Source organism: Pseudomonas sp. 1912-s (assembly GCF_029269205.1).
In the GTDB taxonomy this organism is placed as follows: Bacteria; Pseudomonadota; Gammaproteobacteria; order Pseudomonadales; family Pseudomonadaceae; genus Aquipseudomonas.
Window position 1 is genome coordinate 229,148 of sequence record NZ_JARIXR010000001.1, and the last position, 23,358, is coordinate 252,505.

Consider the following 23,358-nt stretch of genomic DNA (forward strand, 5'->3'; position numbering starts at 1 on the left):
GAATGCGTTGTGCCTGATGCGGCAGCGGGTCTGAAAAATGGAAACTTCCAGGGGATGTAGAGCTTTTGAGCACCAAGCTGATTACCAAAGAAGGTCATGAAGCCCTGAAAAAGGAGCTTGATTACCTGTGGCGAGAAAAGCGTCCTGACACCACCCGTAAAGTGACGTGGGCCGCTTCCCTGGGGGACCGGAGCGAAAACGCCGACTACCAGTACAACAAGAAGCTGCTGCGGGAAATTGACCGCAGGGTGCGCTATTTGCGCAAGCGCCTGGAAGACATGCGCGTGGTTGAGTACATGCCCGAGCAGGAAGGCAAGGTGTTTTTCGGCGCCTGGGTGGAGATTGAAAACGAACAGGGCGAGACCAAGCGTTTTCGCATCGTGGGTTACGATGAGATTTATGAGCGTATGGACTACATCTCCATCGACTCACCCATGGCTCGCGCACTGCTGCGCAAGGAAGTGGATGACGAGGCGCTGGTGCAGACCCCAACCGGCGAAGTGTGCTGGTGGATCACCGCTATCGAATATGTGAAGTAATAACGGATGGCCCGCGCGCTTTGAAGAGCGCGGGCCATCTGCGTTTTCAGCCCTCGCGCAGCACCGTCAACGGGCTGGCATTCAGCGCGCGGCGGGTGCCGAATACGCCGGCCCCGCCGATCAGCACCGCGCCGATCACCGGCAGCAGCAACAGCAATGGGTGCGGGTGCCAGGCCAGGTCGAACGCATAGCGATACAGCACCAGCGTCACCAGTTCCGTGCCCAGCGCCGCCAGCAGGCCGCTGACCGCACCCAGCAGACCAAACTCGATACGCCGGGCCTTGACCAGCAACTTGCGTTCCGCCCCCAGCGCCCGTAGCAGGGCACCTTGGCGAATCCGCTCATCGAGGGTTGCCTGGAGCCCGGAGAACAAGACCGCCATCCCCGCTGCCAGCACGAACAACAGCACGTACTCTACCGCCAGGGTGACCTGGGCCAGAATGCTGCGCAGTTGTTCGAGCAGTGCCTCCACTTGCAGGATGGTCACTGCCGGGAAGGCCCGGGACAGGTCGACGATCTGCTGGTCGTGGCCGGGCGCCAGGTAGAAGCTGGTGAGGTAGGTGGCCGGCAGGTCCTTCAAGGTGCCGGGCTGGAAGATCATGAAGAAGTTGGGCTGGAAGTTGTCCCAGTTGATTTCCCGCAGGCTGGTGACCCGGGCTTCACGGTTTTCCCCGCCGACGGTGAACACCAGATGATCGTTGAGCTTGAGTTTCAGGCTATCAGCGACCTTCGCCTCCACCGAGACGCCGGGGATTTCGTCGGTCGGCTGCGCTGTCCACCAGGAGCCCGCCGTCAGCGTGTTGCCCGGTGGCAGGTCGGCGGCCCAGGTCAGGCTCAAGTCCCGCTGTACCGCACGGTCGCCGCTCGAGTCCTTGCTGACGATCTCCTGCACCGGCGCGCCATTGATGCTGATCAGTCGCCCCGGCACCACCGGATACAACGGGGCAGACTGCGCCTGCAGTTCCAGCAGGCGTGCGCCGAAGGTGTCTTTGTCGGCGGGCAGGATGTTCAGGGCGAAATAGTTGGGCGCGTCCTTGGGCAACTGGTTTTGCCAGGTGTCGAGCAATTCGCCACGCAACAATGCAATCAAGCCCATGGACAACAGGATCAGCCCGAACGCCAGGGACTGGCCCGCCGCGGCCAGTGGATGACGCAGCAACTGGCCGAGCCCCAGGCGCCAGGGCAGGGAGGCCCGGGCCAGCAGGCGTCGCAGGCTCTGCAACAGCAGCAGGAGCAGGCCGCCGAGAACCAGCGCGGCAATCACTCCGCCGCCCAGCAGGGCGAACGTCAGCACCAGGTCGAGACTCAGGCGCCACATGATCAGGCCCAGGGCGAACAACGCGGCGCCGTAAACCATCCACGTGCTGGAAGGGATGGGCAGCAGGTCGCGCCGCAGTACCCGCAACGGTGGCACGCGTCCCAGCGCGGCGAGGGGCGGCAGGGCGAAACCGGCGAGGGCCACCAGCCCGGTGCCGATCCCGGCGATGGCTGGCAACAACCCACCGGGCGGAACGTCCGCTGGCAACAGGTCATGCAACAGCGCAAACAGGCCCAACTGCGCCAGCCAGCCGAGCAGGGCGCCGGTCAGGCTGGCCAGCAGCCCCAGTACGGTCAGTTGCAGGCTGAACAGCAGCATGGTCTCGCGCCGCGATAAACCGAGGCAGCGCAGCAAGGCACTCGCATCAAAGCGCCGGCTGGCGAAGCGGTTCGCCGAGAGCGCTACCGCCACGCCGGAGAGCAGCACCGCCACCAGGCTGGCCATGTTCAAGTAACGCTCGGCTTTGCCCAGGGCGCCACCGATCTGCTGGTTACCGTCGCGCGCATCCTGCAGTCGCTGGTTGGCCGCCAGGCCGGGCTTGACCAGGTCGCGATAGGTTTGCAGCACAGTGCCGCCCTGGGGCGCGCGCCAGAGGTCGCGATAACTGACGCGGCTGCCGGGCTGCACCACGCCGGTGGCATCGAGGTCGGCCAGGTTGATCATCACCCTGGGCGTCAGGCTATAGAAGTTGCCGGCTCGGTCCGGCTCGTAGGTCAGCACGCGGGCCAGGCGCAGGGTCTTCATGCCGACGTCGATGCTGTCGCCGATTTTCAGGTTCAGTGCCGTCAGCAGCCGTGCTTCCACCCAGGCTTCACCGGGCTTGGGGCCACCCCCGGGAGTTTCCTCTCCGAAGGGCTCGGCGGCGCTCTTCAGCTCGCCGCGCAACGGATACTCCTCGTTGACCGCCTTGATGCTGGACAGCTGGATGCCGTTATCGGTGGCAATCACGCTGGAGAACTCCACGACCCGGGCGTGCTGCAGGCCCAGTTCGGTGCCGCTCTGGATTTGCTCGGTACGGGCGGGTGAACTGCCTTCCAGCACCAGGTCGGCCGCCAGGAACTCCGTGGCGCGCAACATCATGGCGCCGTTCAGGCGAGCCCCGAAGTAACCGATGGCGGTGCTGGCGGCGACAGCCACCAGCAGGGCGAAGAACAGCACGCGCAGTTCGCCGGCGCGGGCATCGCGCAGCAGCTGGCGAAGGGCAAGGCTGAACAGGCGTAACAGCGGCAAACGTGCCATCAAGGCTCCAGGGGCGCGACCATCAGGCCGGCTTCAAGACGGATCAGGCGGCGGCAGCGGTGGGCCAGGCGCTCGTCATGGGTCACCAGCACCAGGGTCGTGCCGCTCTCTTTGTTGAGTTCGAACAGCAGGTCGCTGATGCGCTCGCCGGTGTGGCTGTCGAGGTTGCCGGTGGGTTCATCGGCAAACAGCACGTCCGGTTCGGCGGCAAACGCCCGGGCAATCGCCACCCGTTGCTGCTCGCCGCCCGAGAGCTGGCGCGGCGAATGGGTCAGGCGCTGGCCCAGGCCGACGCGCTCGAGCAGGTGTCTGGCGCGTTCGCGGGCGTCCTTGCGGCCGTCCAGCTCCAGCGGCAGCATCACGTTTTCCAACGCATTGAGGCTGTCGAGCAACTGGAAGGACTGGAACACAAACCCTACGTGCTCGGCACGGATGCGCGCACGTTGATCTTCGTCGAGGGTACTCAGGGCTTGCCCGGCGAGGGTGACTTCGCCGCTGCTGGGCAGGTCGAGGCCGGCCAACAGGCCGAGGAGGGTGGATTTGCCGGAGCCGGAGGCGCCGACGATAGCCAGGCTATCGCCCTTGTTCAGTTCCAGGCTCAGTTCGTGCAGGATAGTCAGTTCACCTTCCGCGCTGGGAACCACTTTGCTAAGGTTTCGCGCGGTGAGAATGCTTGCGCCCATGGAGAATCCAATGCGAATGTGGTTTTTGAGTGCTGGCCTGGCCTTGATGTGCATGGCCCAGAACGCAGCGGCGGGTACAGTCCTGATCGTTGGCGATAGTATCAGTGCCGGTTTCGGGCTGGATACCAGCAAAGGGTGGGTAGCGTTGTTGGGACAACGGCTCAAGAGCGAAGGTTTCGACGATAAAGTGGTCAACGCCTCCATCAGCGGCGACACCAGTGCCGGAGGTCTGGCGCGGCTGCCGGCGGCGCTTGCAGAGCATAAGCCGGACCTGGTGATCATTGAGCTGGGGGGCAATGATGGCTTGCGTGGGCAGCCACCTGCGCAATTGAAACAAAATCTTGCGTCGATGATCGACCAGTCCAGGGCCAGTGGTGCCAAGGTGCTGTTGTTGGGCATGCAGTTGCCGCCCAACTACGGCCCTAAATACACCACCGCGTTTGCCGAGGTTTACGGGGCCCTGGCCAAGGAAAAAAACGTCCCGCTGGTGCCGTTTTTCCTGGAAGGTATCGGCGGCCATCCAGAGCTGATGCAGGCTGACCAATTGCACCCGGCAGTTGGCGCGCAGGGCAAGTTGCTGGAAAATGTCTGGCCAACGCTAAAACCACTGCTATGACGCTTTTCTAGCAGCGGTCTTTCGGCTAAGGTGGCGCCCCCCCGATTTGGAGCCCCCGATGTCGCGTCCTGCCTGGTCCCTGTTTGCCTACCAACTGATCGAGCCTGACGAGCAGCTGGATCTGTTCGCCTGCCAGGAAGTCCGGGTGCATCTGGTGACGCGTCAATTGGAGTTGGGCGGGTCCATCGACCGTACCCTCTGCGGTACGTTATTGCCCGCTCAGCCACGCTGGTCGTCGGTGGATCGCTCGATCTTCCAGGACCAGCGTTTGTGCCCCTTGTGCCGGGCGATCCTGGAGTCGCAAAAGCGCGGCACACCGCCGATCTGGCCAGAGCTGCGCTTCGAACTTTGAATATGGGTGCCCGCCGGGCAGCCGTGTACAATCCATTTTTTACTACCCGTCGATCTGCGAAGGAATTCCCGGATGTTGTCGCGCCTCTCCGTCGTCACCTGCTGCCTGTCTCTTGCTGCGCTCTGCGCGGCCGGTTCCGCTGCAGCCTTGCAGTTGCCTTTGCCGCCACCGGGTGAAGATATCGTTGGCCAGGTCCAGGTGATCAAGGCCAAGTACGAAGATACCTTCGCCGACCTGGGCACGACCTACGACCTGGGTTATTCGGAGATGGTCGCGGCCAACCCGGGCGTCGACGCCTGGTTGCCGGGGGCGGGTACCGAGATTGTGCTGCCGACGCGCTTCATCCTGCCGCCGGGCCCGCGTGAGGGCATCGTGATCAACCTGGCGGAATACCGGCTCTACTACTACCCCAAGGGCCAGAACGTGGTGTACACGTTCCCGTTGGGGATTGGCCGTGAGGGCTGGGGCTCGCCGGTGGCCCACACCACCATCACGGGCAAGATCCCGAACCCGACCTGGACCCCGCCCGCCTCGATCAAGGCCGAGCACGCCGCCAATGGCGACCCGTTGCCCAACGTGGTGCCGGCCGGCCCGGACAACCCGCTGGGGCCGTTCAAGTTCACCCTGGGCACACCGGGCTACCTGATCCACGGCTCCAACATGAAGTTCGGCATTGGCACCCGCACCAGCCACGGCTGCTTCCGCATGTTCAACAACAACGTGCTGGAAATGGCCAGCATGGTGCCGGTGGGCACGTCGGTGCGGATCATCAACGATGCGTACAAGTTCGGCGCAGCCGGTGGCAAGGTGTATCTGGAAGCCCATACGCCGCTGAACGACGACGGTACTCCATCGGTGGTCGACAAGCACACTGCGGTGATCAACGCCTTGCTCAAGCGTGAAGACCTGTCCAGCAACCTGCGGGTCAACTGGGACCAGGTGCGTGATGTCGTTGCCGCCGAAGACGGTTTGCCGACTGAAATCGGTGTGCCGGGCGGGGCGCCGATGGTGTCGAGCACGCCGGTCGATCTGCAGCAATAAGCCTGCAGGCGCCATAACCCGTTATCGCCTTGCGCGGTAGCGGGTTTTTTATTGCCCGGACGTCAGCCAAATTCCAGGCAAAAAAAAGCCGATCCAAGAATGGATCGGCTTGATAACAACCCCGAAGGATTATTACTTGCGGCTTGCTTTTTCAAGCATGCGCAGAGCGCGCTCGTTAGCTTCGTCAGCAGTCTGTTGTGCTTTTTGAGCAGCAGCCAGAGCTTCATCAGCTTTACGGTAGGCTTCGTCTGCACGAGCCTGGGAGCGAGCTGCTGCGTCTTCAGTTGCAGTCAGACGAGCTTCGGTTTCTTTGGAGACGCTGCTGCAACCGGTAGCCAGAACTGCGGCCAGAGCCAGAGCAGAGAATTTCAGAACGTTGTTCATCGTGTTCCCCTTCAAGGACTTTCTATTAAATGGCTACTTTCTCAGAGTGAGCTAATAGCCGGCGTACATACTACCCATTACTTGTAGTAAGTAAACTGACGTAGCGCAAGAAGCAAAAAAAATTCTCGCGGCCAATCTATTTTGGCTAATCTTTTGAGAGTCTGTATAAAAAATATCCAGATTTTTGCACTCTGCCGGGGATTGGATCCAGCCTGAAAGGGCCGGCTGGCATGTGTTAAGCCATGTAAACATAAGTCATTTTATATATCGTCCCCGACACTATTGTTCAGATTGTCTTTTCGCCCCTCGGTATCTTTTGTGCATGTAGAGGTGACTTTAAGAGCGGGTGTTCGTCTCAAGCTTCAACTGCCGGCAATGTTCAGGCCATCGACCTAAGGATGCTCGATCGCCCTTTCTATGTCCGCCAGCGCAGAAGGATGACGAGTGCGCCTTGAGCAATTACGCGATTGGTGCCTACTATTTCCGTGGGCTGGTTGTGAGCGCTAGTGCAAGGCACTGGCGGCTTTTCTCGTTGTCGAAACCGGCACCGGGTGGCGTAGATGTTCCTTCGCCGGAAAAACATCGGTAAGGTAGGGGTCAGAAACCAAGACCCGCGAGGAGTAGTGATGAGCGAGGCGTTGTCCATCCACCATGACCAGGCTGGTCATCAGTTCGAGACCAATGTGGACGGTCATCGTGCCTATCTGACCTATATGGACCTTGGGAAGCAGACCCTGGATATCTATCGCACCTTCGTGCCCAACGCGCTGCGAGGACGTGGCATTGCTGCCGCGCTCACCGAGGAAGCGTTGAAGTTTGCCGAAGAAGCAGGTTATACGGTGATCCCGTCCTGCTCCTACGTGGAGCGCTACATGGAGCGCCACCAGCGCCATGCCGCGAAGCTCTGAGTAGCGTAAGGCGGGGCGCGGAGCGTCCCAGGCGGCATTCCCACGCAGAGCGAGGGAACGATCAAAAAAAACGCCGGGCTAAGCCCGGCGTTTTTGTGTCCGCAGTCTTTGCTCAGCCGCGTTGGCGCTTGGGCAAGACGTCCTTGAGCTTGGCATGCATGCTGCGCAAGGTGGTCTCGGTAGCAGACCAGTCGATGCAGGCATCGGTGATCGAGACACCGTATTGCAGGTCGGCCAGGTCCTTTGGAATCGCCTGGCAGCCCCAGTTCAGGTGGCTCTCGACCATCAGGCCGATGATCGACTGGTTGCCTTCCAGAATCTGGTTGGCCACGTTCTCCATCACCAGCGGCTGCAGGGCCGGGTCTTTGTTGGAGTTGGCGTGGCTGCAATCGACCATGATGTTCGGCTTGATCTTCGCCTTGTTCAGCGCCTGCTCGCACAGGGCCACGCTGACCGAGTCATAGTTGGGCTTGCCGTTGCCGCCACGCAGCACCACGTGACCGTAGGCATTGCCCTTGGTGGTAACGATGGACACGCCACCTTCCTGGTTGATGCCCAGGAAACGGTGCGGGCTGGAGACCGACTGCAGGGCATTGATCGCCACGGTCAGGCCGCCATCGGTGCCGTTCTTGAACCCGACCGCCGAGGACAGGCCGGAAGCCATTTCCCGGTGGGTCTGGGATTCAGTGGTGCGCGCACCAATCGCCGACCAGCTGATCAGGTCTTGCAGGTACTGCGGGGAAATCGGGTCCAGGGCTTCGGTTGCCGTCGGCAGGCCCATTTCCGCCAGGTCCAGCAGCAATTGACGACCGATGTGCAGGCCATCCTGGATCTTGAACGAGTCGTCGAGGTACGGGTCGTTGATCAAACCTTTCCAGCCGACAGTGGTACGCGGTTTCTCGAAATAGACGCGCATCACCAGATACAAGGTGTCGGACACTTCCGCCGCCAGCACTTTCAGGCGCTCGGCGTATTCGTGGGCAGCCTTGAGGTCATGGATCGAGCACGGCCCGATGACCACGAACAGGCGGTGGTCGGTGCCGTCGAGAATCTCACGGATGACTTCGCGGCCCTTGGTGACGGTCTGCAGGGCAGCGTCGCTCAGGGGGATTTCGCGCTTGAGCTGATCGGGCGTGATCAGGGTCTCGTTGGATTCGACGTTAAGGTCGTTGATCGGTAAATCAGCCATCGTGTTACTCGTCAGGGTCACGGGTGCCGGCCGCCAGCGATCCCCGTGCGGCGGAGCACAGCATGATTTAAGTGCAGCGGGGAGCGGAACCTTAGCGCGTTACAAGCCTGGGAGACAATGGGCAAAGGCCGCTTTAATCCAGTGCTGGCTGCACAAAAGCTTCATGGGAGAACTCGCTGGCATGGCGTGTGACCCATTCGCGGGCCAGGGCTTCGCTCTGCCGGGGTGTCGGCATGGCGCCTTCGTTGAGCCGGCAGTAACGTTCGATCTGGCACACTTGCTCGCCCATCCGTGCACCGAACAAGGCCTGCTCATCGGTAAAGGCAATGCCGACGCGGTAGCCGTTTTCAGCCTTGCGGCACCAGGCTACGTAGCCCGGATAGCGGGCCGTCAGGCCCAGTGAAGGGATGTGCATCTCGATGGCCGTGCCCTGGCGCCAGGCGCGGGGGTAATTGCAAGCGACGCCGCCCAGGCCGATAGTGTGCAGCCGTTGGCGGGAAATGCCGGAAATGGGACGTTGGGTTAATTCGACAGCGACATCATCAGGGTGAGGAAAGAAACGACCCATGCACACGGACTCCGAGCACCGTCCAGTTGACGGCGGTGGCAGCAGTATAGTGAAAGAACTGCACCTTACCGATCTGGATATCGACCAGCAATTGTTGGGGCTTCCGGGCACCTCGCTGCTGGTGTTTACCGGTGACGGATGCTCGCGCTGCCGCTTCCTGCACCAGCAACTGCCAGGTTGGGACTTGCCGGTGGACCGGGTCTGCTGGGTGGATGCAGGTCACAATGGTGGCGCGGTGGAGCGCTACGAGATCTTTCATCTGCCGGCGTTGTTTGTGGTGTGTGACGGCAAATTCCATGGAATATTAGCGTCACTGACGCGTCTGACCGCCGGCGACCTGACTCAGGGTGTGCAGCAGGCGCTCAAACGAATTCCAGAGGAGTTGCCATGATTGACGTAACAAAGCAGTCGCCACGGATCGGGATTATCGGCACCGGGGCCATTGGTGGCTTCTACGGCCTGATGCTCGCGCGTGCCGGCTTCGATGTGCATTTCCTGTTGCGCAGCGAGTACGCGGCGGTCAGCGAGCGCGGCCTGCAACTTAACAGCACGATCCATGGAACGGTGCACCTTCACCCGGTGCAGGCCTATGCCCGCGCCGCAGATATGCCGCCATGCGACTGGCTGCTGGTGGGCACCAAATCGACGGGCAATGTCGAACTGGCCCCGACCATCGCGCAGATCGCCGCCCCGGACGCCAAAGTCATCCTGCTGCAAAATGGCCTCGATGTAGAGGACAGCCTGCGCGAACACCTGCCGCCGTCGCTGCACTTGCTGGGTGGCCTGTGCTACATCGGCGTGCATCGCTCCGGGCCGGGAATTGTCGAGCACCAGGCGCTGGGCCGGGTCAACCTGGGTTACCACAGTGGCCCAGCGGCAAACGATGACGCCGACCGGCAGGCGATTGTCGAAGCAGGCGCTGCACTGTTTCACCAGGCCGGCATCGATTCCCAGGCCATGGCCAACGTGCATCAGGCACGCTGGCACAAACTGGTGTGGAACGTGCCGTACAACGGTCTCTCGGTATTGTTTGGCACCGGCACCACGGCGATGATGGCGGATGAGTCCAGCCGCGAACTGATCCAGGCGCTGATGGCCGAAGTGGTGCAGGGGGCCCACGCGTGCGGGCATGAAATTCCCGCCAGTTACGCCGGGCAGATGTTCACCATGACCGAGAGCATGGATGACTACCTGCCCAGCATGTATCACGATTACGTGCACAAGCGCCCGCTGGAGCTGGCGGCGATCTACGCACGCCCCTTGGCTGCCGCAAAGGCGGCGGGTTGTGAATTGCCACGCATGCAGGCGCTGTACCAGGCCTTGAGTTTTATTGATCGGCATAACCGCTGATTCGGGGGAACACACATGGCAAAGGGATTGGGCGACAAACTGGTGCTGGCGATTTCCTCGCGGGCCCTGTTCGACCTGAGCGAAAGCCACAGGGTTTACCTGGCACAAGGGGTCGAGGCCTATCGCAAGTACCAGATCGACCACGAGGAAGAAACCCTCGAGCCCGGTGACGCCTTCCCACTGGTGAAGAAACTCCTGAGCCTCAACGCCAGCCTCGGCCGTGCCCGGGTCGAGGTGGTGCTGGTGTCGCGCAACAGTGCCGACACCGGCTTGCGCGTGTTCAATTCGATCCAGCATTACGGCCTGGATATCTCGCGCGCCGCGTTCGTCGGAGGGCGCAGTCCTTATCCTTATCTGGCCGCGTTTGGCTGCCACCTGTTTCTGTCCACCCATGCCGAAGATGTGCGCAGCGCCCTGGATGCCGGGTTTGCCGCCGCGACCATTTTGTCGGGCGGCGCAGGGCGGGCTTCCAGCGCCGAATTGCGGATCGCTTTCGACGGCGACGCGGTGCTGTTTTCCGACGAGTCCGAGCGTATCTACCAATCGGGAGGCCTGGAAGCCTTCCAGGCCAGCGAGCGGGAGTCGGCACGCGAGCCGTTGCGCGGCGGTCCGTTCAAGGGTTTCCTGGCGGCGCTCAATTTGTTGCAGCGTGAGTTCCCCGACGAGTCCTGCCCGATCCGTACCGCGCTGGTGACCGCCCGTTCGGCGCCTTCCCACGAGCGGGTGATTCGCACGCTGCGCGAATGGGATATCCGTCTCGACGAGTCGCTGTTTCTCGGTGGCCTGGAAAAGTCGGCGTTCCTCGAAGCCTTTGCCGCCGATGTGTTTTTCGATGACCAGGAAGGGCATTGCGAGAAGGCCAGGGAGTTCGTGGCCACCGGGCACGTCCCCCATGGGATCAGTAACGAGTTGAAAATTCAGACCGAGGGCTGAGCACTGCCAAAGGCGCTGCTAAGCTGAATCAATCTCCGCCATCCTGGCTGTCCAGGAGGTTCTATGATTCGTTCGATGTTGTACGCCACGGACCTTGGTCTGTACGCGCCTTATGTGATGCAACATGCCCTGGCGCTGGCACGAACGTTCAAGGCTGATCTGTATGTGATTCATGTGGTCGAGCCCATCGGGCTGTTCGCCGAATCGGTGTTGCAGAGCTACCTTGATGAGCGGGCCTTGAGTGAATGGCAAAGCCAGGGGCTGACCACCGTGATGGCAACCATCGAACAACGGGTGCTCGACAGTTTTCGCGAGGAGCTGGGGGAAGGGGAGCAGGACCTCAAGTTGATCCGTTCGGTGCGAGTGATCCAGGGCGATCCCTGCGAAGTGATTCTCGACCAGTCGCAGAAACTCTCCGTGGATTTGTTGATCGTAGGTAGTCACAGCCAGGCGGTCGGGGTGGCGACACCCCTGGGGAGAACCGCCGCACGGGTGTTGCAGCTGTCTCAGGTGCCGGTGTACCTGGTGCCGCTGTTGCAGCGTCGACGCAGTGATGACGTGTGATTGGTAGAAAACGATAAAAAGTTCTAGATTTATCCATCTAACCTTTAATATAGTTATATACCGTCGCTGATACCCGTGGCGTCTATCCGCTTTGAGGGACACATATGAAGCTTCAACAACTGCGCTACATCTGGGAAGTGGCGCACCACGACCTCAACGTTTCCGCTACTGCTCAAAGCCTTTACACCTCGCAACCCGGTATCAGCAAGCAGATCCGCCTGCTCGAAGACGAGCTGGGCGTTGAAGTGTTCGCGCGCAGCGGCAAGCACCTGACCCGTGTCACCCCGGCCGGTGAGCGCATCATCACCACCGCTGGCGAGATCCTGCGCAAGGTCGAAAGCATCAAGCAGATCGCCCAGGAATTCTCCAACGAGAAGAAGGGCACCCTGTCGATCGCCACCACCCACACCCAGGCACGTTACGCGCTGCCACCGGTGATCAGCAGCTTCATCAAGCAGTACCCGGACGTGGCCTTGCACATGCACCAGGGTTCGCCGATGCAGATCGCCGAGATGGCCGCAGACGGCACCGTCGATTTCGCCATCGCCACCGAAGCCCTGGAGTTGTTCGGCGACCTGGTGATGATGCCGTGCTACCGCTGGAACCGCTGCGTTGTGGTCCCTCAAGGTCACCCGCTGGCCAAGCTGCCGAAGCTGACCCTGGAAGCCCTGGCTGAATACCCGATCGTGACGTACGTATTCGGTTTCACCGGCCGTTCGAAACTCGACGAAGCCTTCAGCCACCGCGGCCTGACGCCGAAAGTGGTGTTCACCGCCGCCGACGCCGACGTGATCAAGACTTACGTGCGCCTGGGCCTGGGCGTCGGCATCGTCGCCAAGATGGCGGTCGACACCAAGCTCGACAGCGACCTGGTGGTGCTCGATGCCAGCGAACTGTTCGAATCCAGCGTGACCAAGATCGGCTTCCGTCGTGGCACCTTCCTGCGCGGCTTCATGTGCGACTTCATCGAGAAGTTCGCCCCGCACCTGACGCGCGAGGTCATGGCCAAGGCCATCCAGTGCCACAACAAGCAGGAACTGGAAGAGCTGTTCGACGGCGTCGAACTGCCGGTTCACTGATCGGCTTATTTCACCTCGGTAACAGCAAACTGTTGCCGAGCGCCTCCCACCAGAATCTCCACCTCATCCCCTTCGAACTTGCCCAACAGGCTTTTGCCCAGGGGCGAGCGTGGGGTGATGACGGTCACCGGTTGCCCCACCACATCGACTTTCAACCCTGCGCCGTCCGGTGCCAGGAATAGCCACTGCTGGCGATCGTTTTCATCCACCAGCCCCAGCAATGCGCCCACCTCGATCCCGCGTTGGTCATCGTAGGCGCGCAACTGCATGTTCTGGCAGAGCATCAGCGCCTGCTTGATCTCTTCGACGCGCCGGGCCTGGCCGGCGGCCAGGTAGGACGCCTCCAGCCCCAGGGTGTCGTACTTGTTCTCGGCGATGTTTTCTTCGTGGGTTGCGGTTTCGTAGGCGGTTTGCGCAGCGCGCTGGGCGATATCGAGATCGACCGCGAGCTTGTCCAGGACCAATTGGTGAACGGCGTGCTTATTCATGGGCGGCTTTCGTGATCAATCGCAAAATTGCAGGACGTTGGCCCGGCTCTTGTCGTTGGGGGCGTTCTGGTCCTGTTGCAGCCAGAACTGGCATTTGGGGTCGGACAGGTTGCGCGGGTTATTGCGGGCCTGGTCCAGGGTCTGCTGTTGCTCCTGCTTGCGCAGGTTCTCCTGGTACTGCTCGAACATACGGTTCGGCGGCTCCGGTGCGACCACCTCCGGTTTGCCCAACTGCTGCACCACCCGGGCCACCGGTGCCACGGTTTGCTCAGGCAAATAGCGGGACCCCAGCCACACGCTCAGCACGATGGCGATAAAACCCAGCCACAGGCCGAAGGCCACGGCGATACTGAGCTTGAACAGCGAGAACGAACGATCAGACATGGTGGCCTCCTGGCGGGCGCGTGCGGCATGGCGCCGATTGTCCCACAGCCGCGTGCAGAATAATCGTGATCAACCCTTCGCAATCGAGGCTTTTATGCGGACAATCGAGCCTTTGAATGTTGGAGCCCGGAATGAAAGCCCGCTGGGATATTTTTTGCAGCGTCGTTGACAACTACGGCGACATTGGCGTGACCTGGCGCCTGGCCCGGCAACTGGTGGCGGAACACGGTTGTGCGGTGTGCCTGTGGGTCGATGACCTGCGGGCGTTCGAACGTATGTGCCCCGAGATTGATGTGCAGGTGCACCAGCAATGGCAGGAGGGCGTCGACGTGCGCCACTGGCCTTGCGACTGGCCGCAGAACGACGCGGCAGACGTGGTGATCGCCGCATTCGCCTGCCAATTGCCGCCTGACTACATGGAAGCGATGGCCGCACGCGAACGCACGCCGTTGTGGATGAACCTGGATTACCTGAGCGCCGAAGACTGGGTAGTTGGCTGCCACGGGCTGCCCTCGGTGAAATTCAAGGGCGTGCAAAAGTACTTCTTCTTTCCCGGATTCCGTCCCGGTACCGGCGGTTTGCTGCGCGAAGCCGGGCTGCTGGAACAGCGCGATGCCTTCCAGCAAGACGCCGCCGCCCGGCAGCAGTTTCTGCAGGCGCTTGGGGTTTTCCCGACCACGGGCGCGCGGATCATGTCGTTGTTTGCCTACGAAAACGCCGGGCTGGCCAGTTGGCTCGACGTGCTGGCCGCCGATGGGCGCGCCACTCATCTGTTGGTGCCGGAAGGGCGGATCCTGGGTGATGTGCAGCGCTGGCTGGGCGTCGAGTCGCTGAGCGTGGGCGACGTGCACCGGCGCGATGCCTTGACGCTGCAGGTGCTGCCGTTCGTACGCCAGGAGCAATACGACCGATTGCTCTGGTGCTGCGACTTCAACGCCGTGCGCGGCGAAGACTCCTTTGTGCGGGCGCAATGGGCCGGTCGACCCCTGCTGTGGCACATCTACCGCCAGGACGAAGACATTCACCTGGACAAGCTGGATGCCTTCCTTGAGCTGTACACCGAGGGCTTGTCGCCGGCCGCGAAAGTCGCGTTGATCACTCTTTGGCAGGCCTGGAACGCTGATGGCGATATGGCACAAAGCTGGAAAACGCTCCTCGAACACTGGCCGGAAGTGACCGCGAACGCCGAAAGATGGGCTCTGGAACAAGGCTCGCGGACCGATCTTGCGACGGCGCTGGTACAGTTTTATGTAAATTGGATATGATACGCGACCTTGATTTTTGTAAATCCCATCCAAATTTCGGATATTCGCAATGAAAACTGGTAAAGAACTGAAACCCGGTACAGTGATCCGTCTCGAAAACGACCCTTGGCTGGTTCAGAAAGCTGAGTTCACCAAGTCTGGTCGTAACAGCGCAATCATGAAGACCAAGCTGAAGAACCTGCTGACCGGTTACAAGACCGAGATCGTCTACAGCGCCGATGACAAACTGGACGACGTGATCCTCGACCGCAAAGAAGCGACCCTGTCCTTCATCAGCGGCGACACCTACACGTTCATGGACACCACCGACTACACCATGTACGAGCTGAACGCTGAAGACATCGAAGCCGTTCTGCCATTCGTGGAAGAAGGCATGGAAGACGTCTGCGAAGCTATCTTCTTCGAAGACCGTCTGGTTTCCGTAGAGCTGCCGACCACCATCGTGCGTAAGGTTGCCTACACCGAAGGTTCCGCTCGTGGCGACACTTCGGGCAAAGTGATGAAGCCTGCCAAGCTGGCTAACGGTACCGAACTGCAAGTGGCCGATTTCATCGAAATCGACGACCTGATCGAGATCGACACCCGTGAAGGTGGTTCGTACAAAGGTCGCGCCAAGAAGTAATTCTTGCGCCACCGGTACGACAGAAAAAGCCCGACCATGAGTCGGGCTTTTTTGTGGGTGCCGTTTTTTACTTCAAGTGTTGCTTCAGTTCCTCGGACGCTTGCAGCAGCGCCGAGCGAACTTCCGGAACCTGGCTGACGACGTTCAGCAAACCGTAGTCATGGATCATGCCGTTGTAGCGCACGGCGGTCACCGGTACACCGGCTTCATCCAGCTTGCGGGCATAGGCTTCGCCTTCGTCACGCAGTACGTCGGAGCCTGCGGTCTGAATCAGTGCCGGAGGCAAACCCTTGAGCTGTGCGGCAGTTGCCCGCAGGGGCGACGCATAGATCTCGGCGCGCTGGTTGGCATCGGTGGTGTAGTTGTCCCAGAACCACTTCATCATGTTTCGGGTCAGGAAGTGGCCTTCCGCAAACTGGTTGTAGGACCCGGTGTCGAAGTTGGCGTCGGTTACCGGCCACAACAGCAGTTGGAACTTGATCGCCGGAGTGCCCTTGTCCTTGGCCATCAGGCTGACCACGGCTGCCATGTTGCCGCCGACGCTGTTGCCGGCGACGGCCAGGCGTTTGCCATCAACGTTGATCTCGCTGCCATGTTCGGCCACCCACTTGGTTGCCCCGTACGCCTGGTTGATCGCCACCGGGTAATGCGCTTCAGGTGATGGCGTGTAATTGACGAACACCGCCGCCGCTCCCGAACCCACCACCAGGTCACGCACCAGCCGCTCGTGGGTCGGGAAATCCCCGAGTACCCACCCGCCGCCATGGAAGAACATGAACACGGGCAATGTGCCCTTGGCCCCGGCCGGACGCACGATGGTCAGGCTCAGCGGCTGGCCATCGACCTGAATGGTCTTCTGGCTGACGTCGGCCTTGGGCAGCGTGAGCTTCACTCCCGATTGCGCGCCGGTCAGCACCGCCCGCGCTTCCTTGGGCGTCAGTTGCTCCATCGGTTTGCCGGTGCCGGCGTTCAATGCATCCAGAAACGCCTGGGTGTTGTGCTCCACGTCACCGCTGGCCGCAAAGGCGTTGGTGATCGAGAAGGCGAGCAGGGTGCCGGTGAGTACTTTGCCAAATGTGTTCATGTTCTTCTCCAAAAACCGCGTGGGTTAGACGGTTACATGCAGGCGTACATCGACGTTGCCACGAGTGGCGTTGGAGTAAGGGCAGACCTGGTGGGCAGCGTCGACCAGGCTTTGCGCATCGTCCTGGGCCAGGCCGGGCAGGCTGATGTGCAGGTCGATGTCCAGGCCGAAACCGCCGGGGATTTGACCGATGCCGACGTGGGCAGTGATCGAAGCGTCATCCGGGATTTTGCGTTTGGTCTGGCTGGCGACGAATTTCAGGGCACCGATAAAGCAGGCGGAGTAGCCGGCAGCGAACAGTTGTTCCGGGTTGGTGGCCTGGCCGCCTGCGCCTCCCAGCTCTTTTGGCGTGGAGAGTTTTACGTCAAGGATGTTGTCGCTGGAAACAGCACGGCCATCACGGCCGCCGGTGGCGGTGGCTACTGCGGTGTAGAGAGTTTGCATGGTGATTTCCTCGTCAGCATTTGCGCTAATTATTTGCGCGCTAAGTAAGTGGCGAGATGAATGTATCGCGCTAATAATTAGTGCGCAAGATAAATTTACAAAAAAATCCGCGTGTGAGGGCTGGGTGGCTCTAGCACGCGGTTCCTGGGTTAAACGCTACGCTGCAAATTCCCGCGCAGCGCCAGTAAGTCCCCCTGCAGCTTGCGCAGTTGTTCGATGTCCAGCCCGCTGGCGCCCAGAATGCACTGCGGTATGTCCATGGCCTTGTCCCGCAGGGCCCGCCCGGTCTCGGTCAATTCAACCACCACCACGCGCTCGTCTTCGCGGCTGCGGGTGCGGCTGAGCAGGCCTTCGGCTTCCAGGCGCTTGAGCAGCGGCGTCAGGGAGCCGGGGTCCGTCAGCAGGCGATTGCTGATTTCCCCCACGGTCAGGCCATCTTCTTCCCACAGCACCATCATGGCCAGGTATTGCGGGTAGGTCAGGCCGAGGGCTTGCAGCAGCGGTTTGTAGACCTTGGTCATCAGCAACGAGGTGGAATGCAGGGCAAAACACAGTTGGTTGTCGAGCAGCAAGGATTCGCAGGTATCGAGGGGCTTGGTCATGGCAGGGCCTTAAAACGTGTCTGGTTTTGAATCTAGCGGGCAAACCTTTAACGCGCCAGACAATTCTGTCCGGCCGGTCAGCCCAAGCCGCTTTGCAGCGCCAGATCCCACGGCGGCACCGGGCTGAAGCGTGCCTTGAGGTATTCCAGCAATAAGCGGCTGCGGGCGTTGGCCTGTTGCTCCAGGCGCAGGGCGTAGATGCCGGCGGTTTCAGGCGTTGGCAAGCCGTTCTCGCAGAACAGCGGTACCAGTTCGCCGCGCACCAGGTATTCACTGGCGAGCCAGGTGGGCAGGTGCGCGATACCCAGCCCGGCCAGGGCGCCTGACAGCAGGGCTTCGGCGTTGTTGGCGCTCATGCGGATGCGCTGCGGGCGGTAGGTGGCCTTGCGCCCATCCAGTTCAAAGCGCCAGGCGAACATGGGGGCCAGGCCTTCCCAGTCGAGGCCATCGTGTTCGTTCAACTGGCTGGGATGGGTCGGTGTGCCACGGCTCTTCAGGTAGCCGGGGCTGGCGCAGGCGATGCGCACGATGCTGGCCAGGGGCGTGGCGATCAGCCGGGTGTCGACGATATGCCCGGCCCGCAGCACCAGGTCGACCTTGCCCAAATGCTCGCCCTGCATGTCGACAAAGCTGTCGATCAGGTGCAGGTGCACGTCGAGGCCCGGGTACACGTTAAGAAAGTCGGCGATGGCCGGCGCCAGGTGCCGCCTGCCGAAGGCGGCCGGTGCGTCCACGCGGATCAGCCCTTCAGGTGCATGGCTCAGCGACACTGCTTCGGCCCGCGCCAGTTGCAGCTCGCTGACAATCCGCCGGGCGCGCTCGGCGAACGCCAGGCCGGCGGGCGTCGGCACCACGGCATGAGTGCTGCGCTGAAACAGCCGGCTGCCCACCGAGGCTTCCAGGCTGTCGATGCGCCGCGCCACGGCAGAAGGCGTGAGCGGATGACGGCGGGCGGCGGCGGAAAAGCTGCCGGCTTCCAGCACATCGAGAAACAGACTCAGTTGATCGGTCAGGGTATTGGGGTTCATCAGCGGCTGCTTGTGCGAAGTAGGCACAGCCATTGTGCGTTGCTGTGCGTTTCCGCGCCAGAGCGGACTGCGTAGCATGCAAGGCCTGGGATCGGCGGGAGCGAAGTGGTGGCAGATTTAGCGTTGTATTTGGTGATGGGTGTGGCATTGGGCACCGTCGGCGGCTTGTTCGGGATTGGCGGTGGGTTGATTGCGATTCCCGTGTTGGGCGTGTTTTGTGGCCTGGACCAGCAGATAGCCCAAGGTACGGCCCTGGTGATGGTGGTGCCGAATGTGATGCTTGCGTTGTGGCGCTATCACCAGCGCAACCGGATTGAACTGCGCCATGCCTTGCCGCTGGGCGTGATGGGCTTCTCCTTTGCCTGGCTGGGTTCGATCTGGGCGGTGGGCATTGATGCGGGCGTGATGCGGGTGGGGTTTATCGCGTTCCTGTTGGTGTTGGCGTCCTACAACCTGCTGCGAATGTTTACCCACAATGCTCCGCCGTCGGCGCAGATGCGCTATTCCTGGCCATGGCTGGGAGTGCTGGGTGCGGCGTCCGGGTCCATGGGCGGTTTGTTCGGGGTGGGCGGCGCGGTGGTGGCCACGCCGGTGCTGACCAGCATTTTCGGGACCAGCCAGGTGGTGGCCCAAGGGCTGTCGCTGGCGCTGGCTTTGCCGAGTACCAGCGTGACCCTGGTGACCTACGCCTGGCACCATGAAGTGGACTGGCTGATCGGCGTGCCCCTGGCCGTCGGCGGCCTGCTCAGCATCAGTTGGGGGGTGAAGGTCGCCCACGCCATGCCGGAGCGCCTGTTGCGCGGGCTGTTCTGCGGTTTCCTGGCGGTGTGTGCGGTGATGCTGACCTTTAAAGTTTGAAGCCTTCAATGATGTACTCGGCGAGGCATTCGGTAATCGGCGAGGTGGTGCGTGGGTTGCGCAACAGCCGCAGATTGACCGACGGCAGCGCCGGGAAACCATCCGCTGCGCCCAATATGCGCAGATCCTCGGTCACCAGACTCTCCATGTTGATCGTGACTGCCAGGCCGGCGCCTACCACGGCGAGGATCGCGGCCCCGTTGGAGCTGTGATACGCCAGCCGGTACTCCTGCCCTTGGGCGTCCAGCGCGGCGCGTGCCCACTGTGTGCAAAAGCTGTCGAGGCCGGAAATGGCCAAGGGGACGGCGCTGTGCTCGTCCATGCAAAAGCAGGGCGCCGCCACCCAGACCATGCGTTCATGGCGCAGCAGTTCGCCGATTTCATTTCCCGGTTCGCGGCTGATAACGGTCAGGTCGAGATCCCGGCGCTGCATCAGGACCAGTGACGATTCACAGTGCATTTCAATCTGGATCAGCGGGTAAGCCTTGGAAAAGCGCTTGAGAATCCCCGGCAGGTAGCGCATCACGTAGTCGTCTGGCGTGCCGATGCGCACCAGCCCGACCATGTGCGGCTCGCGCAAGGTGTTGAACACCTCGCTGTGCAGCTTCAAAATCCTGCGGGCATAGCCCAGCAGCACCTGGCCCTCCGGCGTCAACCGCACCTGCCGGCCATCGCGCTCGAACAGCTTGCGCTGCAACACATCTTCTTCCAGGCGTTTCATCTGCATGCTCACCGCCGACTGGGTGCGGTTGACCTGCTCGCCGGCGCGGGTGAAACCACCCTGATCGGCGATGGCGACGAAGGTGCGCAGCACTTCGGTGTCGATACTCGGGTAGCTGGACAATCGATCAATCTCCGAGATGTATTGCATAAGAAACATTCGTTGGATTGATCATAGCGCCAGGCACAGACTTCAGTCATCCCCACTGGAGGGCGAGATGATGAAAGGTCAAAGAGGTTTTGTGCTGATGGCGAAACGGCCGCTTTCCGGGCTGTTCCAGCTGGGTTCCCGGTGGTTGGCGGTGCACCGTGAGCGCCAGTTGTTGATGGGCATGAGCGATGAGGCGCTCAAGGATATCGGGCTCAACCGTGGCGATGTCGAGCAGGAAAGCCGCCGGCATTTTTGGGAAGACCCGCTGCGAAAATGACTCGGGATGCAGTAGGGTGGTTCGCGAGCACACAAGGAGATGCACATGCCCGCAGAACTGTCCTTTTCCCTCAAGCAGGCGCGACGCCTGGCGCTGGCCGCCCAAGGCTTTTCCGGGCGCCAGCCGCCGGCGCTGATCAAGGCCGCGCAGGTCAATCGCCTGGTTGAGCGTTTGGGCGTGTTGCAGATTGATTCGGTAAACGCGGTGGTGCGCTCGCACTACCTGCCGCTTTTTTCCCGTTTGGGTAACTACTCTCCCTTGATTCTTGAACAGGCCGCGTGGAGCTCGGGTCGGCGCCGTTCGCTGTTCGAGTATTGGGGCCACGAGGCCTCGTTGCTGCCGATGGCGCTGTACCCGTTGATGCGCTGGCGCATGGAACGGGCGGCTCAGGGGCAGGGCATCTATCAGCAGATGGCACGCTTTGGTCGCGAGCAACAGGCCACCATCACCCGGGTGCTGGGCATCGTCGAACAGCAGGGCGCCTTGGGTGCGGGCAGTTTGTCGACCCGCGAGGAGCGCGCCGGTCCCTGGTGGGACTGGAGCGATGAAAAACATGCCCTGGAATGGTTGTTCGCAGCAGGCTTGGTGACCGTCGCCGGACGCCGGGGGTTTGAGCGGTTGTATGACTTGCCGGAGCGTGTGATCCCGGCCGACATCCTCCAGCAAGCCCCCTTGAGCGAGGCCGAGGCCCAGCGCGGCTTGCTGCTGCACAGCGCCACGGCGTTGGGGGTGGGTACTGAAAAAGACCTGCGCGACTACTTCCGCCTGGACCCGGGCGACAGCCGTGGACGCCTGGCGGAGTTGGTCGAGGACGGGCAATTGGTCACGTGCCAGGTCCAGGGCTGGAAACAGCCGGCCTATTGCCTGCCCGAGCCAAAAGTCCCGCGCAAGGTGCCTGCCAGTGCGCTGTTATCGCCTTTTGATTCGCTGATCTGGGAGCGTAGCCGTACCGAGCGTTTGTTCGATTTCCGCTATCGGCTGGAGATCTACACGCCCCAGGACAAACGGGTGTACGGCTATTACGTGTTGCCGTTCCTGCACAATGAGCGGATCGCGGCGCGGGTGGATTTACGCGCGGAGCGGGCGGCAGGGCGCCTGGCGGTGCATGCCGTTCACGAGGAAGAGCTGGGGCTGGACGAGGAGGGCATGCAGGCGCTGGCCCTGAATCTGCGGCAGATGGCCGACTGGCTCGGGCTTGAGCAGATACAGCTCAATTGCCAGCGGGCCAGTGCGGCGCGGTTGCGCGTGGCGCTCTTAGCGCTTGACCTGTTTTAGCGTCTCGGCAATCAGGAATGCCAGTTCCAGCGACTGGTCGGCGTTCATCCGTGGGTCGCAGTGGGTGTGGTAGCGGTCCGACAGCCCGTCCTCGGTGATCGGCCGCGCGCCGCCGATGCATTCGGTGACATTCTGCCCGGTCATTTCGATATGAATCCCGCCGGCGTAAGTGCCTTCGGCTTCATGCACCTGGAAGAATTCCTTCACCTCGCTGAGGATCTGCGCGAAGTCCCGGGTCTTGTAGCCGCTGCTGGCCTTGATGGTGTTGCCGTGCATCGGGTCGGAGCTCCACAGCACCTGCTTGCCTTCGCGCTGTACCGCGCGGATCAGGTTCGGCAGGTGGTCGCCGACCTTGTTCGCGCCCATGCGCGCAATCAGGTTCAGGCGGCCCGGATCGTTGTCCGGGTTGAGGATGTCGATCAGGCGGATCAGGTCGTCGGGGTTCATGCTCGGGCCGACCTTGACCCCGATCGGGTTGTTCACCCCGCGCAGGAATTCGACGTGGGCACCGTCCAGTTGACGGGTGCGATCACCGATCCACAGCATGTGTGCCGAGCAGTCGTAGTAGTCGTTGGTCAGGCTGTCGCGGCGCACGAAGGCTTGTTCGTAGTTGAGCAGCAGCGCCTCGTGGGCGGTGAAGAAACTGGTCTCGCGCAGTTGCGGCGAGCTGTCCATGCCGCAGGCGCGCATGAAGGCCAGGGTTTCGTCGATACGGTCGGCCAGTTGGCTGTACTTCTCGGCCAGGGCCGAGTTGGCTATGAAGTCCAGGTTCCACTTGTGCACCTGATGCAGGTCGGCAAAACCGCCCTGGGCAAACGCCCGCAGCAGGTTCAGGGTGGCGGTGGACTGGTGATAGGACTGCAGCAGGCGGTCCGGATCCGGCACGCGGCTTTTTTCGTCGAAGCCGATACCGTTGACGATATCGCCGCGGTAAGCGGGCAGGGTGACGCCGTCGATGGTTTCATCGTTGGAAGAGCGCGGCTTGGCGAACTGGCCGGCCATGCGCCCGACCTTGACCACCGGGCAGCCGGCGGCGAATGTCATCACAATCGCCATCTGCAGCAGCACCTTGAAGGTGTCGCGAATTTTTGCCGCCGAGAACTCGGCAAAACTCTCGGCGCAATCGCCGCCTTGCAACAGGAACGCGCGACCCTGGGTCACCTCGGCAAACTGACGGCGCAACTCACGGGCCTCGCCGGCAAACACCAGCGGCGGATAGCTCGCCAGGTTTTGCTCGACCTGCGACAAGTGTGCAGCGTCAGGGTACTGGGGTTGTTGCTGGATCGGCAGGGCGCGCCAGCTGTCGGGGCTCCAGGGTTGGCTCATCATGAACTCGAGTGATTTGCGATCGGGGCTGCCATGTTATCAGCAATTAGTACGTGACCTGCTGCCGCCGG

Annotated in this window: 28 protein-coding genes; 15 read left to right on the forward strand and 13 right to left on the reverse strand. The window is 61.7% G+C overall.

Annotation, left to right across the window (positions count from 1 at the left end; genetic code table 11):
* Positions 1–65 precede the first annotated feature (65 nt).
* Positions 66–539: a transcription elongation factor GreB gene (gene greB, locus P3C29_RS00985; RefSeq protein WP_010176181.1), complete on the forward strand. Its 474-nt coding sequence runs from the start codon at positions 66–68 to the stop codon at positions 537–539.
* Between the two features lie 46 nt (positions 540–585).
* Here the strand turns inward: greB and P3C29_RS00990 are convergent, their stop codons facing one another.
* Positions 586–3,096, reverse strand: coding sequence for an ABC transporter permease (locus P3C29_RS00990; RefSeq protein ID WP_201122447.1), 2,511 nt, complete (start codon positions 3,094–3,096; stop codon positions 586–588).
* Positions 3,096–3,779 (reverse strand): ABC transporter ATP-binding protein, encoded by a 684-nt coding sequence (locus P3C29_RS00995; RefSeq protein ID WP_010176179.1) that lies wholly within the window; start codon positions 3,777–3,779, stop codon positions 3,096–3,098. The genes P3C29_RS00990 and P3C29_RS00995 overlap by 1 nt, the downstream gene beginning before the upstream one ends.
* 10 nt (positions 3,780–3,789) lie before the next feature.
* On the opposite strand from P3C29_RS00995, the gene P3C29_RS01000 reads away from it, so the two are divergent.
* The 3 genes from P3C29_RS01000 to P3C29_RS01010 all read left to right on the forward strand — a co-directional run bounded on the left by P3C29_RS01000 (position 3,790) and on the right by P3C29_RS01010 (position 5,788).
* Positions 3,790–4,395: an arylesterase gene (locus tag P3C29_RS01000; protein WP_275963722.1), complete on the forward strand. Its 606-nt coding sequence runs from the start codon at positions 3,790–3,792 to the stop codon at positions 4,393–4,395.
* Positions 4,396–4,453: 58 nt separating this feature from the next.
* Positions 4,454–4,747: a hypothetical protein gene (locus tag P3C29_RS01005; RefSeq protein ID WP_003218723.1), complete on the forward strand. Its 294-nt coding sequence runs from the start codon at positions 4,454–4,456 to the stop codon at positions 4,745–4,747.
* Positions 4,748–4,819: 72 nt separating this feature from the next.
* Entirely contained in the window at positions 4,820–5,788 is a 969-nt protein-coding gene (locus P3C29_RS01010) for a L,D-transpeptidase family protein (protein WP_010176177.1), read from the forward strand.
* A gap of 132 nt (positions 5,789–5,920) precedes the next feature.
* Here P3C29_RS01010 and oprI read toward each other — a convergent pair whose 3' ends face one another.
* Positions 5,921–6,172 carry an outer membrane lipoprotei OprI gene (gene oprI / locus P3C29_RS01015; RefSeq protein WP_003172710.1) on the reverse strand — a complete coding sequence of 84 codons (252 nt, stop codon included), beginning with the start codon at positions 6,170–6,172 and terminating at the stop codon, positions 5,921–5,923.
* Positions 6,173–6,798: 626 nt separating this feature from the next.
* Here oprI and P3C29_RS01020 point away from each other — a divergent pair.
* Complete coding sequence (locus P3C29_RS01020) at positions 6,799–7,080, forward strand: GNAT family N-acetyltransferase (RefSeq protein ID WP_003189869.1); 282 nt, start codon at positions 6,799–6,801, stop codon at positions 7,078–7,080.
* Between the two features lie 112 nt (positions 7,081–7,192).
* On the opposite strand, the gene P3C29_RS01025 is transcribed toward P3C29_RS01020, so the two are convergent.
* Positions 7,193–8,269: a 3-deoxy-7-phosphoheptulonate synthase gene (locus P3C29_RS01025; RefSeq protein WP_003218719.1), complete on the reverse strand. Its 1,077-nt coding sequence runs from the start codon at positions 8,267–8,269 to the stop codon at positions 7,193–7,195.
* Between the two features lie 133 nt (positions 8,270–8,402).
* Positions 8,403–8,837 (reverse strand): PilZ domain-containing protein, encoded by a 435-nt coding sequence (locus P3C29_RS01030; RefSeq protein WP_201122450.1) that lies wholly within the window; start codon positions 8,835–8,837, stop codon positions 8,403–8,405.
* On the opposite strand from P3C29_RS01030, the gene P3C29_RS01035 reads away from it, so the two are divergent.
* The 5 genes from P3C29_RS01035 to cysB all read left to right on the forward strand — a co-directional run bounded on the left by P3C29_RS01035 (position 8,836) and on the right by cysB (position 12,763).
* Entirely contained in the window at positions 8,836–9,228 is a 393-nt protein-coding gene (locus P3C29_RS01035) for a hypothetical protein (protein WP_010176170.1), read from the forward strand. The genes P3C29_RS01030 and P3C29_RS01035 overlap by 2 nt on opposite strands.
* A complete protein-coding gene (locus P3C29_RS01040) occupies positions 9,225–10,187 on the forward strand; it encodes a putative 2-dehydropantoate 2-reductase (RefSeq protein WP_169387501.1) in 963 nt (320 codons plus the stop codon). Before P3C29_RS01035 ends, P3C29_RS01040 begins: the two co-directional genes overlap by 4 nt.
* A 15-nt stretch (positions 10,188–10,202) precedes the next feature.
* Positions 10,203–11,120 (forward strand): 5'-nucleotidase, encoded by a 918-nt coding sequence (locus P3C29_RS01045; RefSeq protein ID WP_010176168.1) that lies wholly within the window; start codon positions 10,203–10,205, stop codon positions 11,118–11,120.
* Between the two features lie 63 nt (positions 11,121–11,183).
* Complete coding sequence (locus tag P3C29_RS01050; RefSeq protein ID WP_010176167.1) at positions 11,184–11,684, forward strand: universal stress protein; 501 nt, start codon at positions 11,184–11,186, stop codon at positions 11,682–11,684.
* 104 nt (positions 11,685–11,788) lie between these two features.
* Positions 11,789–12,763, forward strand: coding sequence for an HTH-type transcriptional regulator CysB (cysB, locus tag P3C29_RS01055; RefSeq protein WP_010176165.1), 975 nt, complete (start codon positions 11,789–11,791; stop codon positions 12,761–12,763).
* A 5-nt stretch (positions 12,764–12,768) separates the two neighbouring features.
* Here the strand turns inward: cysB and P3C29_RS01060 are convergent, their stop codons facing one another.
* Positions 12,769–13,251 carry a transcription elongation factor GreAB gene (locus P3C29_RS01060; RefSeq protein WP_275963723.1) on the reverse strand — a complete coding sequence of 161 codons (483 nt, stop codon included), beginning with the start codon at positions 13,249–13,251 and terminating at the stop codon, positions 12,769–12,771.
* A gap of 15 nt (positions 13,252–13,266) precedes the next feature.
* Positions 13,267–13,635 carry a hypothetical protein gene (locus P3C29_RS01065; RefSeq protein WP_275963724.1) on the reverse strand — a complete coding sequence of 123 codons (369 nt, stop codon included), beginning with the start codon at positions 13,633–13,635 and terminating at the stop codon, positions 13,267–13,269.
* 131 nt (positions 13,636–13,766) lie between these two features.
* Here P3C29_RS01065 and earP point away from each other — a divergent pair, with 131 nt between their 5' ends.
* Both earP and P3C29_RS01075 read left to right on the forward strand, forming a co-directional pair.
* A complete protein-coding gene (gene earP / locus P3C29_RS01070) occupies positions 13,767–14,900 on the forward strand; it encodes an elongation factor P maturation arginine rhamnosyltransferase EarP (protein WP_275963725.1) in 1,134 nt (377 codons plus the stop codon).
* A gap of 49 nt (positions 14,901–14,949) precedes the next feature.
* A complete protein-coding gene (locus tag P3C29_RS01075) occupies positions 14,950–15,522 on the forward strand; it encodes an elongation factor P (RefSeq protein WP_003218698.1) in 573 nt (190 codons plus the stop codon).
* Positions 15,523–15,589: 67 nt separating this feature from the next.
* Here the strand turns inward: P3C29_RS01075 and P3C29_RS01080 are convergent, their stop codons facing one another.
* The 4 genes from P3C29_RS01080 to P3C29_RS01095 form a co-directional block, all read right to left on the reverse strand.
* A complete protein-coding gene (locus tag P3C29_RS01080; RefSeq protein WP_275963726.1) occupies positions 15,590–16,606 on the reverse strand; it encodes an alpha/beta hydrolase in 1,017 nt (338 codons plus the stop codon).
* A gap of 24 nt (positions 16,607–16,630) precedes the next feature.
* Complete coding sequence (locus tag P3C29_RS01085) at positions 16,631–17,050, reverse strand: organic hydroperoxide resistance protein (RefSeq protein ID WP_010176159.1); 420 nt, start codon at positions 17,048–17,050, stop codon at positions 16,631–16,633.
* A gap of 149 nt (positions 17,051–17,199) precedes the next feature.
* The gene (locus P3C29_RS01090) at positions 17,200–17,652 is read right to left on the reverse strand and encodes a MarR family transcriptional regulator (protein WP_169387506.1); all 453 of its coding nucleotides are present in this window, start codon (positions 17,650–17,652) and stop codon (positions 17,200–17,202) included.
* 77 nt (positions 17,653–17,729) lie between these two features.
* On the reverse strand, positions 17,730–18,680 hold the full coding sequence (locus tag P3C29_RS01095) for a LysR family transcriptional regulator (protein WP_275963727.1): 951 nt from the start codon (positions 18,678–18,680) through the stop codon (positions 17,730–17,732).
* 108 nt (positions 18,681–18,788) lie between these two features.
* On the opposite strand from P3C29_RS01095, the gene P3C29_RS01100 reads away from it, so the two are divergent.
* The gene (locus tag P3C29_RS01100; RefSeq protein WP_029616122.1) at positions 18,789–19,538 is read left to right on the forward strand and encodes a sulfite exporter TauE/SafE family protein; all 750 of its coding nucleotides are present in this window, start codon (positions 18,789–18,791) and stop codon (positions 19,536–19,538) included.
* On the opposite strand, the gene P3C29_RS01105 is transcribed toward P3C29_RS01100, so the two are convergent.
* Positions 19,528–20,409: a LysR family transcriptional regulator gene (locus P3C29_RS01105; protein WP_201122462.1), complete on the reverse strand. Its 882-nt coding sequence runs from the start codon at positions 20,407–20,409 to the stop codon at positions 19,528–19,530. The genes P3C29_RS01100 and P3C29_RS01105 overlap by 11 nt on opposite strands.
* A gap of 70 nt (positions 20,410–20,479) precedes the next feature.
* Here P3C29_RS01105 and P3C29_RS01110 point away from each other — a divergent pair, with 70 nt between their 5' ends.
* Positions 20,480–20,686 carry a DUF1127 domain-containing protein gene (locus tag P3C29_RS01110; RefSeq protein ID WP_201122464.1) on the forward strand — a complete coding sequence of 69 codons (207 nt, stop codon included), beginning with the start codon at positions 20,480–20,482 and terminating at the stop codon, positions 20,684–20,686.
* Between the two features lie 45 nt (positions 20,687–20,731).
* Positions 20,732–21,961 carry a winged helix-turn-helix domain-containing protein gene (locus tag P3C29_RS01115; RefSeq protein WP_275963729.1) on the forward strand — a complete coding sequence of 410 codons (1,230 nt, stop codon included), beginning with the start codon at positions 20,732–20,734 and terminating at the stop codon, positions 21,959–21,961.
* Here P3C29_RS01115 and P3C29_RS01120 read toward each other — a convergent pair.
* The gene (locus tag P3C29_RS01120) at positions 21,941–23,287 is read right to left on the reverse strand and encodes a 3-deoxy-7-phosphoheptulonate synthase class II (RefSeq protein WP_010176152.1); all 1,347 of its coding nucleotides are present in this window, start codon (positions 23,285–23,287) and stop codon (positions 21,941–21,943) included. The genes P3C29_RS01115 and P3C29_RS01120 overlap by 21 nt on opposite strands.
* Positions 23,288–23,358 lie beyond the last annotated feature (71 nt).

Excerpts from the sequence above, each read along its gene's own strand:
- P3C29_RS00990 (WP_201122447.1), bottom strand. The coding sequence starts at position 3,096 with ATGGCACGTTTGCCGCTGTTACGCCTGTTCAGCCTTGCCCTTCGCCAG.
- P3C29_RS00995 (WP_010176179.1), bottom strand. The coding sequence starts at position 3,779 with ATGGGCGCAAGCATTCTCACCGCGCGAAACCTTAGCAAAGTGGTTCCC.
- P3C29_RS01000 (WP_275963722.1), top strand. The coding sequence starts at position 3,790 with ATGCGAATGTGGTTTTTGAGTGCTGGCCTGGCCTTGATGTGCATGGCC.
- P3C29_RS01005 (WP_003218723.1), top strand. The coding sequence starts at position 4,454 with ATGTCGCGTCCTGCCTGGTCCCTGTTTGCCTACCAACTGATCGAGCCT.
- P3C29_RS01010 (WP_010176177.1), top strand. The coding sequence starts at position 4,820 with ATGTTGTCGCGCCTCTCCGTCGTCACCTGCTGCCTGTCTCTTGCTGCG.
- oprI (WP_003172710.1), bottom strand. The coding sequence starts at position 6,172 with ATGAACAACGTTCTGAAATTCTCTGCTCTGGCTCTGGCCGCAGTTCTG.
- P3C29_RS01020 (WP_003189869.1), top strand. The coding sequence starts at position 6,799 with ATGAGCGAGGCGTTGTCCATCCACCATGACCAGGCTGGTCATCAGTTC.
- P3C29_RS01025 (WP_003218719.1), bottom strand. The coding sequence starts at position 8,269 with ATGGCTGATTTACCGATCAACGACCTTAACGTCGAATCCAACGAGACC.
- P3C29_RS01035 (WP_010176170.1), top strand. The coding sequence starts at position 8,836 with ATGCACACGGACTCCGAGCACCGTCCAGTTGACGGCGGTGGCAGCAGT.
- P3C29_RS01030 (WP_201122450.1), bottom strand. The coding sequence starts at position 8,837 with ATGGGTCGTTTCTTTCCTCACCCTGATGATGTCGCTGTCGAATTAACC.
- P3C29_RS01040 (WP_169387501.1), top strand. The coding sequence starts at position 9,225 with ATGATTGACGTAACAAAGCAGTCGCCACGGATCGGGATTATCGGCACC.
- P3C29_RS01045 (WP_010176168.1), top strand. The coding sequence starts at position 10,203 with ATGGCAAAGGGATTGGGCGACAAACTGGTGCTGGCGATTTCCTCGCGG.
- P3C29_RS01050 (WP_010176167.1), top strand. The coding sequence starts at position 11,184 with ATGATTCGTTCGATGTTGTACGCCACGGACCTTGGTCTGTACGCGCCT.
- cysB (WP_010176165.1), top strand. The coding sequence starts at position 11,789 with ATGAAGCTTCAACAACTGCGCTACATCTGGGAAGTGGCGCACCACGAC.
- P3C29_RS01060 (WP_275963723.1), bottom strand. The coding sequence starts at position 13,251 with ATGAATAAGCACGCCGTTCACCAATTGGTCCTGGACAAGCTCGCGGTC.
- P3C29_RS01065 (WP_275963724.1), bottom strand. The coding sequence starts at position 13,635 with ATGTCTGATCGTTCGTTCTCGCTGTTCAAGCTCAGTATCGCCGTGGCC.
- earP (WP_275963725.1), top strand. The coding sequence starts at position 13,767 with ATGAAAGCCCGCTGGGATATTTTTTGCAGCGTCGTTGACAACTACGGC.
- P3C29_RS01075 (WP_003218698.1), top strand. The coding sequence starts at position 14,950 with ATGAAAACTGGTAAAGAACTGAAACCCGGTACAGTGATCCGTCTCGAA.
- P3C29_RS01080 (WP_275963726.1), bottom strand. The coding sequence starts at position 16,606 with ATGAACACATTTGGCAAAGTACTCACCGGCACCCTGCTCGCCTTCTCG.
- P3C29_RS01085 (WP_010176159.1), bottom strand. The coding sequence starts at position 17,050 with ATGCAAACTCTCTACACCGCAGTAGCCACCGCCACCGGCGGCCGTGAT.
- P3C29_RS01090 (WP_169387506.1), bottom strand. The coding sequence starts at position 17,652 with ATGACCAAGCCCCTCGATACCTGCGAATCCTTGCTGCTCGACAACCAA.
- P3C29_RS01095 (WP_275963727.1), bottom strand. The coding sequence starts at position 18,680 with ATGAACCCCAATACCCTGACCGATCAACTGAGTCTGTTTCTCGATGTG.
- P3C29_RS01105 (WP_201122462.1), bottom strand. The coding sequence starts at position 20,409 with ATGCAATACATCTCGGAGATTGATCGATTGTCCAGCTACCCGAGTATC.
- P3C29_RS01110 (WP_201122464.1), top strand. The coding sequence starts at position 20,480 with ATGAAAGGTCAAAGAGGTTTTGTGCTGATGGCGAAACGGCCGCTTTCC.
- P3C29_RS01115 (WP_275963729.1), top strand. The coding sequence starts at position 20,732 with ATGCCCGCAGAACTGTCCTTTTCCCTCAAGCAGGCGCGACGCCTGGCG.
- P3C29_RS01120 (WP_010176152.1), bottom strand. The coding sequence starts at position 23,287 with ATGAGCCAACCCTGGAGCCCCGACAGCTGGCGCGCCCTGCCGATCCAG.